Here is a 17,864-nt window from a genome sequence, read left to right as displayed (position 1 = left end):
TTCTTCGACATCTGCTGTACTCTTGGCGGGTTCGTGACCACACCCATTTCATGCTCGGGAACACTTCCTTGAATCCAGAAAACGTGTTATCCGCCTCCAGCGATACGCCGGTCTCCGCTCCAACTTCCACCAACGAATTAACGCTCGGTGGCCCCTACTCCGCCGCAGCCTGGGCAATTACCAAATGGGTTGGAGGAAATGTTGCGGGAGGCATTGTCAGCTCCGTTGGCGGCTTGATCTTCTCTGAGGTAATGAGCGCCATCGGTATGGGGGGCCCTGACATGGCCGAGATTTCCCGCAAGCTGGACGCAATCAGCAATCAGCTTACCGAAGTGCAGAGATCGCTAGATCGGCTGACTGCAATGACGGCGGAGATTTTGAAGCAGTTGAACGCACTGCGGGACTTCATGGAGAAGAGCCTGAAGATCGAAACGTTGCTGGCCGCGAGAAGCCGGATCGATGTGGCCTATGGCAACACGTCGAGCCAGTCGCTGGAGAACAGCGAAACGACGGGCAGGCCTATCTCGCTGCGGCTGCTGACGGAGAAGATGCCCCACTTTACGGGCATTACTCAGGCAGACCTGGAAGCGGCTGCGAGAGATTTTGCGGCGTACGTCGCCGATGTTCCGGGCTGCATCGAGACGATCCGAGTTGTTTTGGTAAAGGCGGCCCTGGGACAGACATCCCTTCTGATGCACTGGGCCAAGGAGCTGGGGCAGCAGGTAAGGGATAATAAGATCACCCGCGAAAATGCATGCATGGTGCTGGAGGGCTATTTTCTTTATGCCGTATCCGCGCAACTGAAGGGTCTTTGCGTGCATGGGGTCGCACTTGGCACGGATCGCCGTCTTGGTCCGCAATTCATCCAGCAGTACCTGCAGGATGATTTCGCCGAGGTGATGCGTGAAGAGACCTCAGCCTACGTTGAAGCGGTGGAGTATCTGATTTTTTCTTCGCTCGATCCGATCATGCTAACGGGAATGAAGGACTGCATGGACGAGAGGGAGTTCCCAAAGTATGTGGACGAGCTTCTTCTTCGGGCCGACCTGCTTTCCGCGGCACTGAGGCTGGTGGGACACAAGGGCGGCCCGGACGGCAAACCATCTCCGACGGTTCAGGCTGCGATCCAGGGCATTTATGGGCGTGCATTGTTCCGGCCTTCCGATCTGAAGGACGGCAAACCTTTGGATATTCATCCGAATGGCTATACACCCGCGCAAGGTACGGAGCTTCGCGAACTGCCATTCTCGGTGCTGGATTTTGTGGAGTCTGGCGGGAAGGCCACGCTGCGCGATGTGGGGACCACATTCACCAATGTGGCGCACTACTTCTTGAGCTTTCCGTCTCCAATGCCAGGTGTTGGAACTGAGATCGACAAAAGCTTCCGTGGAGGCGTCACTCCAAAGCTTTTTCCAGTATTTGGAGAGGACAATACAGGAGTGCTGGCCGCCGGGTTGTTTGATCCGAACCGCCTATGCCGCGGATTGCCTTCGGGAGCGAAACAAGAGTACCGGTTCAACCCGTTTCCATACGATGGCGGCGGCACGTACATTACTTTTCATGATCAGAAATGCGAGTCCAAGCGGCACCCTCTTACCAACGACGCAGGCGATGTTTATTCTGTAACGTTCAATGTCAAGAACATTCACAAGGGGGACAATGCGCACTCCAGCAGTACATACCATCGGTTGTTCAACTACACGGGAAAGACCGTGAAGGTGCGGCTATGGGCGCATGTCACCACCCGCCTGCGCGCGGATCCGCGGAAGGATATAAGTCATGGGACGGCATTCGCTCAAGACTATGACGTCTGCAACCGTTTGGATTTGCAGTTTCCCGATGGCAAGTGGAAAGAATTCTACAACTCCTTTCACTCGTGGGGGAACAACAAGCCTGTCAGTTTGAATGGAAACGAAACTTCCAAAAACCTCGATGTAAGCCGCTCTAGGAGTTTCAATATCGACTTCGACCTGGTTCCAGGCGAGTACCACTTGGTATTGGATAATGGGGCGTACTTCCGGAAAGCTGACCATAGCTACGACGGATGGCAATCCACTACGCTGGATTTCACCTTGCGCGCTCTGACCCTCGAAATGATTGGCGCTACGACCTGAAGCTGTGCTGAAGTTGGAATGCCGGTTCTACTATTGTCAGATACAGAAGAGGATGCGACAACTTCGACCAATTTTCAATGACTTCGCATAAAGAGGATGCGACAGAAACTGCGAAGTGAATGCACCAATCCTTCAAAACTGCCTAGTCGATGCAGCAATCCTTCAAAACTGCGACGTGGATGTACCAAAATTCCGAGGCGACAAAAATAGAGATTGGTCCCGCCTTTCGGCGCGTCATTTCGAACCACTGTATGCTTCGCGGAACAACCGCAGCTGCGGGACCAGGGGGCCTCACCGAACCGCTTGAGTCCACAACTTGCGTAGTAGTTGGCGGATCATCATGGGAGGAGGGCACAGCGACGTGTCGCCGTGTCCTGCTACACGAGTGTAGGATAGGAATCCGCCAAACGCTTCTCGTTTCTGTTGATCGCTTGTTGAAATGCATACTCTCGCTCGGCATCCAACCGGCGAATGACGGTAATATTCCCTTCCCCCAGAAGGAAGATAGTTCCCGTGTCCGTGCGAGTTATCTCTTTCGTCACGCCGATAATGGATGTCACTAGATGCGGTGAACGGTCAGTCTCGACGAGCTGAATGTCATGCGTTTGCTCCGACGTAGTCCTGGTCCAGCCCCGGCCCGAACCAAGACCGTCCTGAACTCGTTTGATACCTCGCCCGTCTTCAACGAGCTCGGCGGTGTTGCATGAGCATTCAGGTGTCGAGCATGGTTTGGAGCAACGGGCCTCAAATCCTCAAAGAGAGAATGGCCCTGCTTGCGATTGCCGATCACGCGAATGATTCGGGTTCCGCGCTTCCCGGCATCGAACTGATCGCGCAAAAGTCCTGCATGGACAAGCGCTCCATCATGCGATGGCTAAAGGTGCTCGAAGCCAACGGCTGGATGTCGATTGAGCGCTAGCTAATATATCGAAATGCTTAGCGGAATTGTGTGAACGGTTGCTCCCGATGAAGCCTGGATCATGACATTTGCTGTCTGCATCGGCGAACCGGACGATCCCGACTTTCCTCCACCACACCCAAACAGGAAAAGCAAGCTCGAAAAAGCGAAAAACAAACCCACCAGTCTTCCTTTGCGAAAACACCAGGGACAACCCCACCATACTGCAAGAAAAGTGAAAGCAAGATAGGGGGTAGAGTTGCCGGAAATATGCAGGTAGGCACTATTCGAAGGAATTTTAGAGATCGTGAGCATAGAGGCCGGCACGCCGGGGCTGATAGCTTGAGGAGAAAAACTGCAGGAGAGCCCTGCAGGGAGTCCCGAACAACTCAATGAAACGGAGTCGGTGAACCCAGTACTTGGCACCAGCTTGATGGATGTCTTCCCAGGTTGAGTTTGAGATACCGTGACTGAAGAATCAGCAACTGACACAGAGAAATCAGGTGTAGGAAGACTGATTGTGTAAACAGCTGACGTAATGCTGCTCAGAGAATAACCATCGGCGATCGCAACTGCCTGAACAGTCGACGTGGAGTTTAGTGAAACTGGCGTTGTGTACAGCAGCGATTGGATCGTCGGCGTGCTTCCATCCGTCGTGTAATAAATTTTGGAATTAGTCAGAGCATCAGACAGTTCGATCTGCTGAGGTGAGGTGTACGTTCCCGGAGGGGGAGTAATCGATGGAGCTGGCGCTGGAGAGTTGATTGTGTAAGCCGACGATACAACGGAGCTGTCGGCATACCCTGCGGCCGAGGAGATAGCCCGTATGGTTACGGATGACTGCACCGTGATCGGTTGGCTATAAGAAGGACTTGCTGCAGTGGGTGTGCTGCCATCAACCGTGTAGTGAATAGTGGCATTCGCGGTTGAACTTGTGATTGTGACAATTTGAGGACCTGTATAGGTTCCCGCAGGTGGAGAAAACATAGGATCAGCGGCTGCACTCTGTGCGACAGTCTCTGTAAATTGGAGACTATTATTTGCATAGTTTGCATTCGAGGCATAGAAATTCGCGAAAAGCTTATCCGTTCCTATCGGCAAGGATTTCGTCGTAAATCGGATATGTCCAGACGAATCGAGGATACCTTTGTACAAGCTGCGATTTTGATAAACCGGGAAACCGCTGAATACAAGTTCAAGGGTACCTACGGGTACACCCTTTTTAGAGGGGTCGACTACAGAAACATCCAGGGTTAATGGAGTTGCATAGAGAACTGGATTCGCGCTCGGAGTTACGATCAGGGTAACGGGGAGTCTTCCGGAGCCGGGGGTAACGGTCTCGCTAAAATAGTTGACGCTGGGAGCATTATTAGCGTCGCCAAGGTAATACGTGACGATTGTATCCGAGCCAGCCGGCAATGTTGTCATCGAAAACGTTGCCGCGCTCGTCTGATCTAGCGAATAAACTGACCAGGGATTCCCATTCACACTTACACCGATCGTTCCCGCAGGAAGATTACCGCCGTTGCCGTGGACAACTGCGGTAAAGGCAACTGGGTCTCCGGACACCTGAGGATTTACATCAGCGGTTACATCAGTCGTTGTCGGTGGAAGAGCGGTCATTTCAGCCCCATTAAACTTTGTAACGAAGGCACTCTCTGCTAGAGGATATGGTTGGAACACGCCCGCTGTGATTGGGAGATCAGTAGAGCTGGTTACTCCCGTGACATAGATGTTTCCGGACGAGTCCGACGCAGCACTTGTCATGCCATCGCCTTGGTTCTCGCTAGGGTCTCCGCTTCCCCCAAAATAAGTTGAGTAAAGCAACGCGGTGCCTGTTTTATTAAATTTTGTTAGGTATGCGCCAAGCCCTAAGGATTCGATCCATGCTGTATTTTGATGGGATAAAGCGCCTGGCGTGGTTGGAAAATCCGTCGAATCAGTTGTGCCGACCACAATGGCATTATCCAACTGATCGAGTGTGATGCCTAGAGCGTAGTCCTCCCCCGTGCCTCCGGCATCATTTTTGCTCCCTCCGAGATAAGTAGAATAGATCAGATTGGAAGCGGAATTATTTAGCTTCGCGATAAAAACATTTTGGCTTAAAGGTTTGATCGAAGATTGGAATGCTCCAGAAGTAATTGGAAGGCTATTTACGACAGTAGAACCGGCAAGATAGGCCTCTCCTGATTTGTTTACCGTCATTGCGCTTACTGCGGCATAAAAATAAGTGGAGTACAAAAGCTCTGTTCCGGTCGTATTCATCTTCGTTAAAAATCCGTTCCATCCCCCTGCCTGGAATGCCTTCAGAAGAGCATTAGCTGTAGTAGGGAAATCAGAAGATGAGGTCGCTCCAGCTACATAGAAATTTCCAGCGGCATCGAGAAAGGCGCTAGTAGGATCTTCAGTTCCGCTGCCCCCTAGATAAGTGGAGTAAACAAGGGCCGTGCCAGAAGCATCGAGCTTGGTTAAAAAAGTAGAAGTGGCTTTCGCATTATTGATGCTTTGGTAGCTTCCGGAAGTCGTTGGAAAATCTGTCGCACCGGAAAGCCCCGCAACAAAGGCTTCCCCTGCTTCGTTCACCGCAATAGAGACGGGCGTATCCAGCGTTCCGGGAACAGTGAATTGGCCGCTGTTCTTTATATGGCTTCCGCCAAGGTAGGTCGAATAGATTAGTGCTGTTCCTGTTTTATTTAGCTTCGTAATAAAGGACGTAGCATAAGGACCTGCCCTGTTCTCTAATTGAAAGGCTCCCGGTGATGTCGGAAAATCTGTTGAATTAGTTGATCCTGCGATATAGGCGTTTCCTTCATTATCCACCGCGATAGCTTTGCCAAAATCGTTGCCGGTTCCGCTGAGATATGTGGAATATATAAGTGCTGTGCCAGACGCATTGAGTTTCGTAACAAAGACGCTGTTGAGGTTTTTATTTTGGGACACGCTAACCTGTTCCGGAGCGCCAGCTGTGGTAGGAAAATCAAGTCCTGCTGCACCCGTGATATAAGCATTTCCATCGGTGTCTGTCGTGATGGCATAACCGAGGCCATAATTGCCAAGATAGGTTGAATAACTAAGTATCGGATCAATGATCAAAGGTTTAGTTCGATCATAGTTTCCAACGTGAAACCCCACGGTATCCGCAGCGGAGAGGGCGAACCATCCCTTTATAAAATGTTTGCCTTTCCTATCAATCTGGTAAATGACAGGTTTGTGAAAACTGACTTCTCCGTTGAAGCCGAGAATCGTGAGGCTTCCTTCCTGATCTAGCCTCAACTTTTGTGTGCCCGTAAATCGAAGCTGGATGGATTCAGTTTTTCCATTTGGAGCGACTTCAAAGTCGAATTCGAGATGCCTCTGATTCCCGTAGTAGACGAGGTCAACCCCTGAGTAGACATTCAAATATTTAACCTTTCCATAGGTCGGAATTGCAGTGTGCCATTGAGAAGGAGAAGTTCCGCGCAGGTAATTAACTGTGCCGCCTAATTTTTCTGTTCCAACAGGATGCGCTATCGTACGGGAACCAGCGAGTTGCATCCTGATTACATCCGTCGGGACATGTTCCTTGTTCTTCGGAGTCGATACTTCTCGAGACGCGCCTCTGGTTCCTTTATTTGAGAGGATGAGGGTCGCACCCCGATCTTCCAGTAATAAGGAATAACCAATTCCACGTGAAATGAACCTCGTTGAAGAATTAGCTTGTCCTTGGTTCATTTCGAAGCTCAGAGGGATTTTCCCGTAGCCTTCGAAGGCCACTTTCGAAATCGACTGGGTAAAGGCAGGTTGCACAAAGCCCAGAAGCAGACAGAGGACGTATTCGAAATAACGAAGTTTGCAATTGGACATGAAGAGACCAAGCTAAAGTGGAGTTGAATACAAAACAATATATAACAGCACTCTTCTTTATCGCGGCCTATGCAATTCATTGCGTAATTTAGATGCTCTCAAGAACCCATTTAAACGCGCGGCGCGTGTGAGCGACACGTGGATCAGAGGGACGTAGTTCCAAGAAGCTTGCCGCACCACATATCAACGTTCATCGATTAAGACACACTTTCGCTACGCGCCTTACAGACCAACCAGCCGCATAACCTGGAGCACCTCGCAACACGCGCCAAGGAGGGCAGAGTCTAACCTGCGTTTTGTGGTTGCTGGACTATCCAGTCACAGATTGAGAAGGGTGCTTGGGTATTGCGATTCCGAGCAATCCCAAGTGATGATGCGACTGAAGCAGGACCTACTCCTCCGCGATTATCTTCGCGGGATCGAGTCATTTCCGTGGTATCAGAATCCATAGCCCGTCTCGTTTCAATTGCTCTCTCTCTGCCCAGGGGCTATCTGGGCGGGGAGATCCGCTCTGATGCGAGGGTCTTTTAGTGGCTGCTTAAGGCAGGAGCTTGCGTTGTGCTGAATCCAATCAATTCGCCCCCGTACAACGATAGTCGGTGTCAAACCCGCCGTGCCGAACATCTCCAATCTCAATGCGCCGGACGACTCCATTCTGGCTGAGCTTTTCCACCTGGCCAACCGCATACCGGGCACGAATTCATAGATGACCGGCACCGTGTTTCAGATGCGGCATCCGGAACCACGATCTAACAAGACCGGCTCTCCATTTCTTCACTTCCGAGCCATGCAGTTCACCGCCGATCAGATGTTGAAGATTCCATAGCCCCAAAAACACCAGTACCGCTGTTGCGTCAGCTCATGCGTCCGTGCTGCCGCAACAGCCACACCTTCGAAAGAGACCCTAAATGACCGAATGACCGTTCATGACGAGAAGCATAACGTTGCATCCAGCACGTTGCAGATTGCAGGGAGTCAATAGGGGCTTGAAGAGGCGGAAGTTAGACTCTACACTCGCTCCCTGCTTGAGCATTCCTTGCCTTCCAACCACATAAAAAGAAGCATTTTATTGGAGCGCCATTGGGAAGACTCTACTCTCACTCTCCAATGCCCCTTCGGCAGACGCTAGGTCGATAGAGTCCTGGCATGTTGAAGAACAACAGGCACCTGCAAGACGCAAGTTCGGGCCCACCGGACTATCACGATGACTACCTTCTTACCGCGCGCGAAGTTGCAGCCATACTTCGCGTCTCCGAGCGCTGGGTGCGGGACCATACAACCCGACGTTCACCGAAGATCCGTGCGATCAAGCTGGGTCCGCTCGTACGTTACATATGGGGCGATGTAAAGGCCTTCATGGCGGGTCTTTCTACAGACCCACCTTCGCATCCACCCCGATAGGGGTATCAAAAGAAGTTCTCCACGACCAGAAACAGAGTTAGAAACGGAGAACAAGCATGGCAATGAAGTATCAGAAGGGCACCGTCTACCTTTCGGGGCAGAAGGTGAAGATGTGGTACGGCAAGTATGTGGTGTACCAAAAGAATCACGACGGAAAGGAGGTTCGTAGTCACCGCAACGTTTCGATCTGCCCAAAGGCCAATACACCCAAATGGAAGGCCCAGCAGATGTTGCAAGAGATCATCGTCAAGGAGAGCGGGGGAACCGGCAGTGTGCCTACACTTCCGCCCGACGAGTCAGTGACCTTTCGCTGGTTTGTAAATCAGCGATTCATCCCGATGCGAGAAGGTACATGGAGTCCTGCTTATAAGAAGTCGAATACGTATGAGCTCGGACACTACCTCATCTCGCATTTTGGAGACCTGCCACTTCGAAAGCTGGACGCCTTCGGGATCCAGATTTGGCTAAATCAGTTGGCAGCGAAGGACTATTCAGAGGCCGTGGTTAGTCACTGCTTCACGAACATCCGCGCAATTACTCGACTTGCAAAGAAGCAGAAATATCTTAGCGAGGATCCCGGAGAAGACGTGACTAAGCCACAGACCAAGTCGGTTGAGAGGCCAGTCATGACGAGAGAGCAAATTCTCTCGCTGCTTGGAGCGATCAATGATGTGCATGATCTCTGCCTGCTGTGCGTCGGTATATTCTGCGGGCCGCGCGCCAGCGAAGTGATGGGAATGCAATGGAAATCATGGAATGGCGAGTCGCTGATGCCACATGGTACCGCCTACGAAGGCAAGCTCTACGTGGGTAGATTCAAGACAAAGCAGAGTAAAGCGCCAATCCCGGTACCGGAGTTGGTTCGTCCAGTCATCGAGAACTGGCGACGGCTTTGCGCTGACTCCTCCCCTGATGCCCTGATGTTCCCCACGTTCGGACGTGGAAAACGGAAAGGGCAGGCAGTACCCCGCTGGGGAAAGAACTTCCTGACATGGAGCGTGCGTCCGATCGCCCGTAAGTTGGGAATCCCTGACCACCTCGTCACCTTTCAGGTGATGCGAAGGACGTTGGGTACGGATATGCAGAAACATGGAACCTTGAAAGACACTCAGGGCATACTGCGGCATGCCAGCATCACGACAACCGGTGACGTATATGTCCAGACGATTGAGCAGAGCGTTCTGCGAGCTGTGAACTCACGCACGGCTGCAGTGCTCGAAGGCTGGACGGCATCGGTTGAAAATATGGGTGTAGCAGGGAGGAACTTGAGAGGCATCACAGCAATTCGGCGAAGCCGAGAGAGGAGAACGCTGTAAGTGATTGATTCTTTGGCTCCTGAGGTAGGACTCGAACCTACAACCCTTCGGTTAACAGCTCTGGAATCTGCCGTGCCTCCTGCTACGATCCGTTGTTATAAGTTGTTATCGATCATTCACTTAGACCCTTCCCCCGCTTTTCGAATTGCTACCTGTATGTGCCCGATTATGACTCATTTTGAAAGAGCGTGGGTACAAAAAGGGGGACAGTATTTGCGGTCGCAACAAAGGGGAGAGGAGCCAACCCGAGGGTGTTACGAAACTCAATGCTCGGACCCGGTTCACCGCTGGTGCAACCTACAACCCTGCGTTCGTATCTTGGATCTCGGGCGCGGTAAAACGGTCTCGCCGCATCGCCTCTATTTGCATTCTTGGACAGGTCGAATCGCTGGCGGCCGCCGCGATATGTCCCGTTTTGCCTTTGCGGTTGGCTTCGAGCACTGGTTAGGGAAACACCGTTGGAGTATTTGACAAGCTGGAGAATGTAGAAGGGCCGCAACGTCGCCGCAGAAAGGTGACCGCAAGTTGATCGACGCGGCGAGGCGAGGGCTGAGCGTGCCGCCCAGTCAATTTCGTCGAAGATCCCAAGGTGCCGATGTGGCCGGGTGAGCCGCGGACCGTTCCCTAACTCATACTCGATTCATGTACGAGTGGGCGCGCAATCCGAAACTTAACTCTCAGATGGCGATTACAGTTCACCTATGAGGCGCGCTCAGACAATCTCATATTTTAGATCAGCACTTCAATTATGACCCGATTCCGCTGCGCTTCTGACCGCGGCCAGCATCTCCTGCCGGATCAGGCCACTGAATGGTCTGATCAGCATCCAGTACGAGCGAAATTGTCGTCTTGTCGCGACATCTGCGCACAATACTCGAGTCTCGGTCCTCAACTCTGTGGCGCCGTCCGCCCGTATACCCACTTCGAAGTTCCATGCCGCCTTCGCGGTTCCCGAAGGGGCGGGTGCACGGAATTGAACTGGGCTGGTCGCGCACAGTTCTCCATGGGCACGCCAAAAGCGACCAATTGTGCCAAGCACGAGTTCTTCGCCCGGGCGCTCCCCAAGTAGAGCGAAGCCTTTTGAGAGCATCTCGTCGAGACTAAAGCGCTGCCGAAACAGCTCGTCACGGAAGCGGCGCCATGTCTCATGCGGTCGCGACGGAAACGATGGGAGCATGCGTACTGCATAAAGTACCCGCGTTACCCCCCAATGGTCGAAGCTAGCGGTCCACAGGCTTGCATACACCCTCTCAGGAGACGCAGCGATGCGGGTGGCATAGGTCGTTCGCACGTCGAACTCGGGTAAGTAGTCATCAAGAAGCATACGCTGCTCCATCACTCCATGGCCTACGCCTGAGACTGATGCATTGTCAGCAGCCCGGCCTCCTCCTGGGCTGAGAGATGTTTAGGTTTACCCTCTGAACCGGTACTAGGCTTTGCTCAGCAGGCTTACTCTCCTCCCTTTGCAAACTTCAGTCCATTCGGCAAGTAATTGAAAAAGATGGAAAGGGTATGGGGCCTAACGGCCATTTCCGCGAAATTAGCGATATTTCTGATTTTCGCGTTCTGTCTTATGCAGCAACCACAAACACCCACCAAGGCGTGCAATGAAAACTTCTGGGGAACCCAGTGGCGTTGGAAACGGAATGAGGAGAAAAGCTGGAATGGAATTTTCGAAAATCGCGATTTTCGCAGATCCTAGAACAGCCTTAACCGAGTTTACCCGATCCCAAAGGCCGTCACATGGATGAGGTTCGGGCCGTGCGCGATGAGATCAAGGTCCGTGTTGCAGAACTTCTTCAGACCGAGGGATTGGAGAAGGAGGCAGCCTGAGTCTGTCCGCTAATGCAGCTTATGTACAGTGGGTGGCTTTGATCTGAAAGAATTCTTTTTGTAACCAAACGCGCCACTCGAAAAGCTCTTGCGCCCACTTACTGATGGTTTGGCGTAGGGTATCCAGCCGGGCCGCAATGACCTCGTTGGACAATGCTCCCCGGTGCGCCACGGCCCTGAGGGTCAGTGACCGTAGTTAACACTATGGCTGGTGAGGTGCATCGAGATATGCACCGCCACCAAGAACACACCGATACCGGCGGCGAAGTAGATCTTGAGTCCTCGGGGAGGCCGCCGCCGATTCTCTCGTTGTCAGGACCGGACACCGCTATACGAGAAATAATCCGACGAAAGCCACTGGGGTGCTGCGACACCCCAGTCCGGATCATGCGGCTTTGGGCAAGACGTCTCCTGCGATCTTCATCAAATCGAGCTTGCGCTCGGCGTCTTTCGTTTGCCCCGCAATCCACGAGATGGCATTCGAAAGACGCCAATTCGTGTTGCCGGCAGGCAGGTTATAGGTGTCTGTCGAGTCGAACGCCTGCGCGGCAGCCTCTGATTCCCCCTTCTGCAACAGCTTCCTGAAGGTCTCCTTCGCCGACCTTGGATCAACCGCCTGTTCGTTGGCATGCCTGACAGCCTCCATACGACGCTTCAAAGATTCAGCGTCAAGCTGGCCTTCGATGACATCCTTCAAAGCACTCACAGTCGCACGAGCATCCAGCTCATACGTGCGGCGAGAGTAAAGGACGGAGTCGTCGAGCCGCTTGCCGAGGTGGACCTGTCGCATCTCTTCCTGCGTGATCGCCAGATTCGTGCACCATATACGGAGAAGGTACGCTCGGACGGACAGGGCGCCGTTACCGAAATCCGAGTTCTCGAGGCTCAGTCCGTAGCGACCAGTTCTCCTGGAATTGGCTCGTACACTTCCGGCATGATCGCCTGGATCGCCACTTTGGGGTCTGTGACATAGCCATCGTAGGCAAGGGCCCCTTTCCGCTGTACTGCGGTTGCGAACGCCTCGATGATCGGCCGAGAGTCCAGACGACTGTAGCGATCCGAGAGGAAGCCTCGAAGCTCCGGCCCAAGCGAACGCAGCAGGTAGCGGTTCTTGGGCAGCCGGTTGCGGAAGACCGTATTGAGGTTGTGGGCAAGGAGTTCCCTGCCCCACGGTGATGCCGTATTCTGCAAGCCGTCGATGAACTTAATCGGCAGATCGGTCGTGTGCGCCATCTGGGTGAGCGCATTGCGGTGGAGCGTCTGCACCAGCTTGCCGTCCGCGGAGCCAGTGTCAGGGTAGGCGACTTTGATCGTAGTCGAATCTGCATCCGCCTGGAACTCGAAGTCAACACCACGCGCGAGGCGGTCGTTCGGCTGGTTGTTCATGACGTGATCTACCACGTTGCTAGCAGTGGCTCTCCCTTTCGCAATTAAAGCTTCGAGCTTGTGGTGGGCGGCGGTTTTCGACTCCATGGTCAAGAGCATTGAGGTTCTCCTTGTGGTTTGACGACTAAGAAAAGGCCTGCCGAGTGGCAAGCCAGGGCCCGGCTAGGGATGCCGGAATGTGTTGGGAATGAAGTTGAGAGAAGTGAACTAGAAGCGCCCAAAAACTAAACTAACCGGTAAGCGTTTCCCAATACCAGCGAGCGATTAGCATGTAGGCGAAAGATCTGAGACAAGGGCGATCACGAGACCTTGCTTTCTGCAGGTCAGGCGGGGGCCTACAAGCCTTGTCTCACGTTACATTGATCCTCAAACGAGGCGGGCACAAAGCAGTCTTTCTCATGCACGACTGCGGGCGTCATGCCTCTTGATCAGTTTGAAGAACAGCAACATCGAGCGAAAATCACCCCGTCCTCAACCTGCGTCGACGGCGTGCCTGCTTTTCCCATACATCGCGATCTATCGGCAGGGGCACTGCCCGGCCAGTGGCGGCGTTGTAGAACGCGCCATGATGATCGAGCGTACCGTATCGAAGCAGTCGGGTGAGCATAGCCAGAGCGCTGGTCGCCAGTACGTTGTTAATGAAAGGCTCCTGACGTTATCTAAGCTATTCCCGTCGTATGCATGACTCCATTCTGCCCTAGTAGTTTCGGGGGATGGGGTGCAGGGGAAGGGGGGCTGTTTCCCCCTTCCCCTGCCCAGCAATGTATTAGACTTTGCTTTTTTCTCTGCAATTTCTTATTCAAAGGCGGGATCTTCTCACACTCTAGTGAGTGTCATGCAAAATCAGATCAACTTCGTCTGAGGTTCATATGCATCTATTCTTTGATGAAGATGGGCGGCCTTTTCTGCTCGATTCAGAGATGCGATGGGAATTGGAGCCGAATGCCTTTCTGACAAGGATGAGCATCGTCAGTGGCACGACCAGATCCCCGAAAACATGGCGGAGCTACGCATATCAGTTGGCCGATTGGTTGAGCTTCTGTCAGAACGTCGGTCTTGGATGGCGCAATGTCACTGAACTGAACATCGCAACCTATCGAAATATTCTCGCCTCGGAGGCAAGTTTTCAAACAGGTCGTCCGCTCAAACGCAGCACAATCAATCACAAACTGTCAGTAATCTGTCAGTTCTACCAGTTCGCCCAGAAGCAAGGTTGGATCAACGCACTTCCATTTGAATTGGGAACCGGTCGAATTCCTTACCGGAACTTCAGCGAGTTTAAGCCACGCGCCAAGCCGAATGCCGGTCAGATTGCGGGAGGTGACTTGAGGTTGAGAGAACGGATGGCGGAGCCACAGATCCCACCGCGCCGAGAGGTGCGGCAGTTCATAAAGAGCTTTCGTATCTGGCGAGACCGACTAATCGCAGAGGTGCTTTGGCTTACCGGTATGCGTTCCGCGGAAGTGTGCGCACTGCCTTTAAAAGCACTCCCTAAGGATCCTGCCTCGATAGACAGAGGCACTGTCGCTGTCAAGATCCTCGGCAAAGGACAGAAGTGGAGACTGGTCTTGTTCCCCGTGCGTCTGCTGCGGTCTATTGCCAGATACATCCATATGGAACGTCGGCAGTGCGCACGCGGCGTTAAGCATTCCGGCACTGTCTTTCTCGGACGAAAAGGGAAACCGCTTCAAACGCCAGCAATCAATCGCGTGTTCTCGACCAACTGCAAACGAACCGGTATGCATATCTGGCCACACCTACTTCGCCATGCCTACGCAGTCGAGCGACTCGCATACCTTCAGGACATCGGCGCGCCGAATCCTTTGAAGACGCTTCAGATGGAACTGGGGCACGCAAGCATGGCAACTACTGAGCGGTACCTCCACGTGACCGAGCGTATGAGGAGCGATTTGGTCACTGAACACAACAGCTTCGTTGAGCGGTTATTGGAAGACTGATCTATGCGAAAGAGCGGGGCAGGTCGACGCTGGGAACTCATCGATGAAGAGCAGATTCAGAAGCATGACCTTGCCCAGATCCGAACCGGTAACGTACCTCTTGAGCAGACCTTCCAGAGGTCGGGAGAAAAACCTTTCACCATAAGGCTCACGTTCTTGTCGTCACGCCCTCGGCTAGCGCGTGTGCTGGCGAATGCCTTCTGGATTGTGCATCAAGAGGGCCAACCGAAAGCCACGCTGACCGCTCACGCGCACCACCTCCGGCTCTTCAGTCGCTTCCTGGACTATCGCAAGAAGACTCAAGCCGACGTGCGATCCGCTCGGCAGTTACATCAGGATGTTCTAAAGGAGATGGCGATCTGGCTTCTGGTCAAACGCCGGCTTAAAAGGAAATCAGCCGCACAATCTCTCTCGATGTGCTGTTGGTTACTGCGTCAGGCTAAGCGGCTTTACCCAACGGAGTTTGATCCGGGCTTTTCCACCCCGAGCAATGTATTTCCCGGCGTAGGAAACGAACGGCCAACTTCCAAGGCGCTGTCACCGGCCACATTTAAGAAGATACTGGCCGCGGCTACAAAGCAGATTATTGCCATCCGACAAGGCTACGAGCCCGGTGACGTGCCCACGAGTGCCCAGCAGCTCATACCGTTCATGATCCTCATTGCCGCCCGTTCAGGCATTAACTCCGACGCACTGTACAGGCTGGAGCGAGATTGCATTGTGCCGCATGAGATTGATGAAGAATATTTCTATTGCGTGTGGGACAAACCACGGGCTGGGAGACAGCAGAAGCAGCTTCATCGTGTCGATCGACGCAAACAGATGGGGGTTGTGGAACTGATCCAGTTTGTGCGCCAATATACGGAGCCGCTTGCACTGAAAACAGATACTCCTGCAAACAAAAAGCTCTTTCTCTATTTCAGTGAGAATACGCTGCTCAAACACCGGCTCATTTCGTCCTATACAGCGCCACGGCTGTCTTCTCGGCGAGTGAAGGAGTTCCGTGATCGACACCAGTTGCCACATTTCAACTTGTCCAACATTCGTCCCTCCGCAGCCACGCTGCTCTATCTCCAAACGGGTGGCAATTTGGGAAAGGTCCGCCAGTTTCTTCAGCACGCGCACTTCTCCACGACCATAAGGTACGTGCTCAATCAGATCAGCGAACAATTCAATGCCCGTGTGATTCAGAAGGCGCAGGAGCGCATGGTTGAACGCGTCACCGTTATCCCGGAGACACGAAAGGTTGGCATCAAGCGGTTGAATTTACCTAAGCCACAGGCTGCACAAATTGTCGAAGGTCGCTTTGACACTGGTTGCGGGACGTGCCGCAACCCATACGATTCGCCACAGATCGGCGAGCGGAAAGGGCAATTATGTACATCGTTTCATGCATGCTTCAGCTGCCCGAATGGTCTATGGTTTCTCGAGGACCTACCCTGGGTCATTGCGACTCGCAATCGATTCCTGCATTTGCGATCAGAAATGAAGCCGGAAGACTGGGATGAAGTTTACGGAGATAGCGTGCGAATCCTCAACGACAACATCATCTCAGCGTTTCGCCCGGAGCAGGTAGAAGCGGCTATGCGACAGGCGAAAGAACTCGAAGACGGCGCGCTTGTCATAGCAAAGGGAGTGCTGCGGTGAGCCGTAGCTCCAACCGGCTGCCGGCCACGGCGGCATGGATGGCGCGACCACGCGGCCTGCGGGTTGACAACCGCCAAGTGTCCTTGAACTCACGGTTCTCCGATCACATATGGGATTTTTCGAATGAGAACCGAAATCCTGCTGCTGGTGGCCACGATAAACGGATATTTTGGTCTTTCAAAATGCCGGGCGGAGGCCTATTCACGGATGCGCAATTCCGATCTCTTCTGATGGCATCGAAGCAATTCATCTACGCCGTGCGCTGGCATCCGGTCGACGGGCCAGCTCTTGCACCTGCAACTCTACGGAACTTGTTTAAGCCCTTGAAGCGGTTCATCGTTTATCTGACGAGTTATTCCAATCCGATCCTTCGGTTCAAGGACGTATTGCCCCACCATTGTGAGGACTACATTCAAAACCTTATGTCTTCCGATACCAGCAGAGCGGGAAGATACAGAAGTATTCAGCTGATGCAGAAACTCCATCAATACAGGGGCGTAATGACGGATGGGTTGACGATTGACCCGTTACTGGGCGAGGCCGCCGCTAAGGTCGCTGGAAAAGATCCCCGTTCGTTTGGAAGCAAGACTGAGATCATTCCCGAGGAGATCCTCGGACCATTGGTGCGTGCATCGCTTCAGTACGTTGAGCAATACGCCCCCTACCTGCTGGAGATGTCGGAACGAGTTGAAGCTTTCGGGATACACCGCGGTTCCGCTCAGGTTCAACATCTTGGTACGCGCTGCTTACGTCAGCAGACACTGGAAACATATCAACTTGCTGGCACCCGACTCGAAAAGGGTGTGCGTTCCCTACGGCAGTTGAGTACGGAGCTGTCTTATCTCCAGACTGCATGCTTTGTGTTGATCGCGTTCGCCACCGGCATGCGCCTCAGTGAGTTGCTCTCCATGCGAGAGGGCTGCTGTCAAACAGAAACCCACCCGGAGCAGCCGTCCTTGGTGTGGCTGCACAGTCGCGTTTTCAAAATGCAAGGCGTCCCCGACGGCCGTGAGGCCAAGTGGCTGGGAGGACCCGTTTGCGCCAAGGCGGTCCAAGTGTTGGAGCGGTTGGGAAGCAACGTGCGCCGGCACGCGAGGACCCCATATTTATGGCTGCCGATACCATCGACCTATGGGCGGTATCGAACCTCCGCTCCATTGTTACAGCCCACGATCCTCCGGAGATTGAGACTCTATGTAACGATGCTCGGTCTGAAGAACTCACGCGGGCAGACTTATCACATCCATCCGCACATGTTTCGACGCACGTTTGCAAGATACGTCGTCAGATACGATACAACGAATTTGCTCGCTCTAAAGGAACACTTTAAGCACATCTCCCTCTCGATGACCGACTATTACGTTGGGAATGATCTGGAACTGTGGATGCTCATGGAGGAGGAAACTGATAGGGTCTCCATCGAGAGCTTTGACAAAGCATTGCGGGCAGATCAACTGGCGGGTCCCGC

At 53.1% G+C, this 17,864-nt stretch carries 11 protein-coding genes; 7 read left to right on the top strand and 4 right to left on the bottom strand.

Features of this window, described 5'->3' with window-relative positions:
- The first annotated feature begins 68 nt into the window (after positions 1–68).
- Both BDD14_RS00055 and BDD14_RS00050 read left to right on the top strand, forming a co-directional pair.
- Positions 69–2,114, top strand: a complete 2,046-nt coding sequence (locus tag BDD14_RS00055) for a hypothetical protein (RefSeq protein WP_130417044.1) — start codon at positions 69–71, stop codon at positions 2,112–2,114.
- Positions 2,115–2,817: 703 nt separating this feature from the next.
- Positions 2,818–3,033, top strand: a complete 216-nt coding sequence (locus BDD14_RS00050; RefSeq protein ID WP_130417043.1) for a helix-turn-helix domain-containing protein — start codon at positions 2,818–2,820, stop codon at positions 3,031–3,033.
- On the opposite strand, the gene BDD14_RS00045 is transcribed toward BDD14_RS00050, so the two are convergent.
- Complete coding sequence (locus tag BDD14_RS00045; protein ID WP_130417042.1) at positions 3,034–6,855, bottom strand: DUF7948 domain-containing protein; 3,822 nt, start codon at positions 6,853–6,855, stop codon at positions 3,034–3,036. It abuts the gene before it with no gap.
- A gap of 1,146 nt (positions 6,856–8,001) precedes the next feature.
- Here BDD14_RS00045 and BDD14_RS00040 point away from each other — a divergent pair.
- Both BDD14_RS00040 and BDD14_RS00035 read left to right on the top strand, forming a co-directional pair.
- Positions 8,002–8,256: a helix-turn-helix domain-containing protein gene (locus BDD14_RS00040; protein WP_130417041.1), complete on the top strand. Its 255-nt coding sequence runs from the start codon at positions 8,002–8,004 to the stop codon at positions 8,254–8,256.
- Between the two features lie 56 nt (positions 8,257–8,312).
- Positions 8,313–9,572: a tyrosine-type recombinase/integrase gene (locus BDD14_RS00035; protein ID WP_130417040.1), complete on the top strand. Its 1,260-nt coding sequence runs from the start codon at positions 8,313–8,315 to the stop codon at positions 9,570–9,572.
- A gap of 742 nt (positions 9,573–10,314) precedes the next feature.
- Here BDD14_RS00035 and BDD14_RS00030 read toward each other — a convergent pair.
- The 3 genes from BDD14_RS00030 to BDD14_RS00020 form a co-directional block, all read right to left on the bottom strand.
- On the bottom strand, positions 10,315–10,896 hold the full coding sequence (locus BDD14_RS00030) for a hypothetical protein (protein WP_130417039.1): 582 nt from the start codon (positions 10,894–10,896) through the stop codon (positions 10,315–10,317).
- Positions 10,897–11,790: 894 nt separating this feature from the next.
- Positions 11,791–12,195 carry a hypothetical protein gene (locus tag BDD14_RS00025; RefSeq protein ID WP_130417038.1) on the bottom strand — a complete coding sequence of 135 codons (405 nt, stop codon included), beginning with the start codon at positions 12,193–12,195 and terminating at the stop codon, positions 11,791–11,793.
- Between the two features lie 95 nt (positions 12,196–12,290).
- A complete protein-coding gene (locus BDD14_RS00020; RefSeq protein ID WP_130417037.1) occupies positions 12,291–12,890 on the bottom strand; it encodes a hypothetical protein in 600 nt (199 codons plus the stop codon).
- Between the two features lie 770 nt (positions 12,891–13,660).
- On the opposite strand from BDD14_RS00020, the gene BDD14_RS00015 reads away from it, so the two are divergent.
- From BDD14_RS00015 to BDD14_RS00005, 3 genes are all read left to right on the top strand, one after another.
- On the top strand, positions 13,661–14,749 hold the full coding sequence (locus BDD14_RS00015) for a tyrosine-type recombinase/integrase (protein ID WP_130417036.1): 1,089 nt from the start codon (positions 13,661–13,663) through the stop codon (positions 14,747–14,749).
- A 3-nt stretch (positions 14,750–14,752) separates the two neighbouring features.
- Positions 14,753–16,396, top strand: a complete 1,644-nt coding sequence (locus tag BDD14_RS00010; protein ID WP_130417035.1) for a hypothetical protein — start codon at positions 14,753–14,755, stop codon at positions 16,394–16,396.
- Between the two features lie 470 nt (positions 16,397–16,866).
- On the top strand, positions 16,867–17,864 hold a 998-nt coding region (locus BDD14_RS00005; protein WP_165419826.1), incomplete at its 3' end, for a tyrosine-type recombinase/integrase.

Source organism: Edaphobacter modestus, from assembly GCF_004217555.1.
Lineage (GTDB): Bacteria > Acidobacteriota > Terriglobia > Terriglobales > Acidobacteriaceae > Edaphobacter > Edaphobacter modestus.
Note: the sequence above shows the minus strand (reverse complement) of the source record. Positions and strands in the feature narration are given on the sequence as shown.

Excerpts from the sequence above, each read along its gene's own strand:
- BDD14_RS00050 (WP_130417043.1), top strand. The coding sequence starts at position 2,818 with ATGAGCATTCAGGTGTCGAGCATGGTTTGGAGCAACGGGCCTCAAATC.
- BDD14_RS00045 (WP_130417042.1), bottom strand. The coding sequence starts at position 6,855 with ATGTCCAATTGCAAACTTCGTTATTTCGAATACGTCCTCTGTCTGCTT.
- BDD14_RS00040 (WP_130417041.1), top strand. The coding sequence starts at position 8,002 with ATGTTGAAGAACAACAGGCACCTGCAAGACGCAAGTTCGGGCCCACCG.
- BDD14_RS00035 (WP_130417040.1), top strand. The coding sequence starts at position 8,313 with ATGGCAATGAAGTATCAGAAGGGCACCGTCTACCTTTCGGGGCAGAAG.
- BDD14_RS00030 (WP_130417039.1), bottom strand. The coding sequence starts at position 10,896 with ATGCTTCTTGATGACTACTTACCCGAGTTCGACGTGCGAACGACCTAT.
- BDD14_RS00025 (WP_130417038.1), bottom strand. The coding sequence starts at position 12,195 with ATGCGACAGGTCCACCTCGGCAAGCGGCTCGACGACTCCGTCCTTTAC.
- BDD14_RS00020 (WP_130417037.1), bottom strand. The coding sequence starts at position 12,890 with ATGCTCTTGACCATGGAGTCGAAAACCGCCGCCCACCACAAGCTCGAA.
- BDD14_RS00015 (WP_130417036.1), top strand. The coding sequence starts at position 13,661 with ATGCATCTATTCTTTGATGAAGATGGGCGGCCTTTTCTGCTCGATTCA.
- BDD14_RS00010 (WP_130417035.1), top strand. The coding sequence starts at position 14,753 with ATGCGAAAGAGCGGGGCAGGTCGACGCTGGGAACTCATCGATGAAGAG.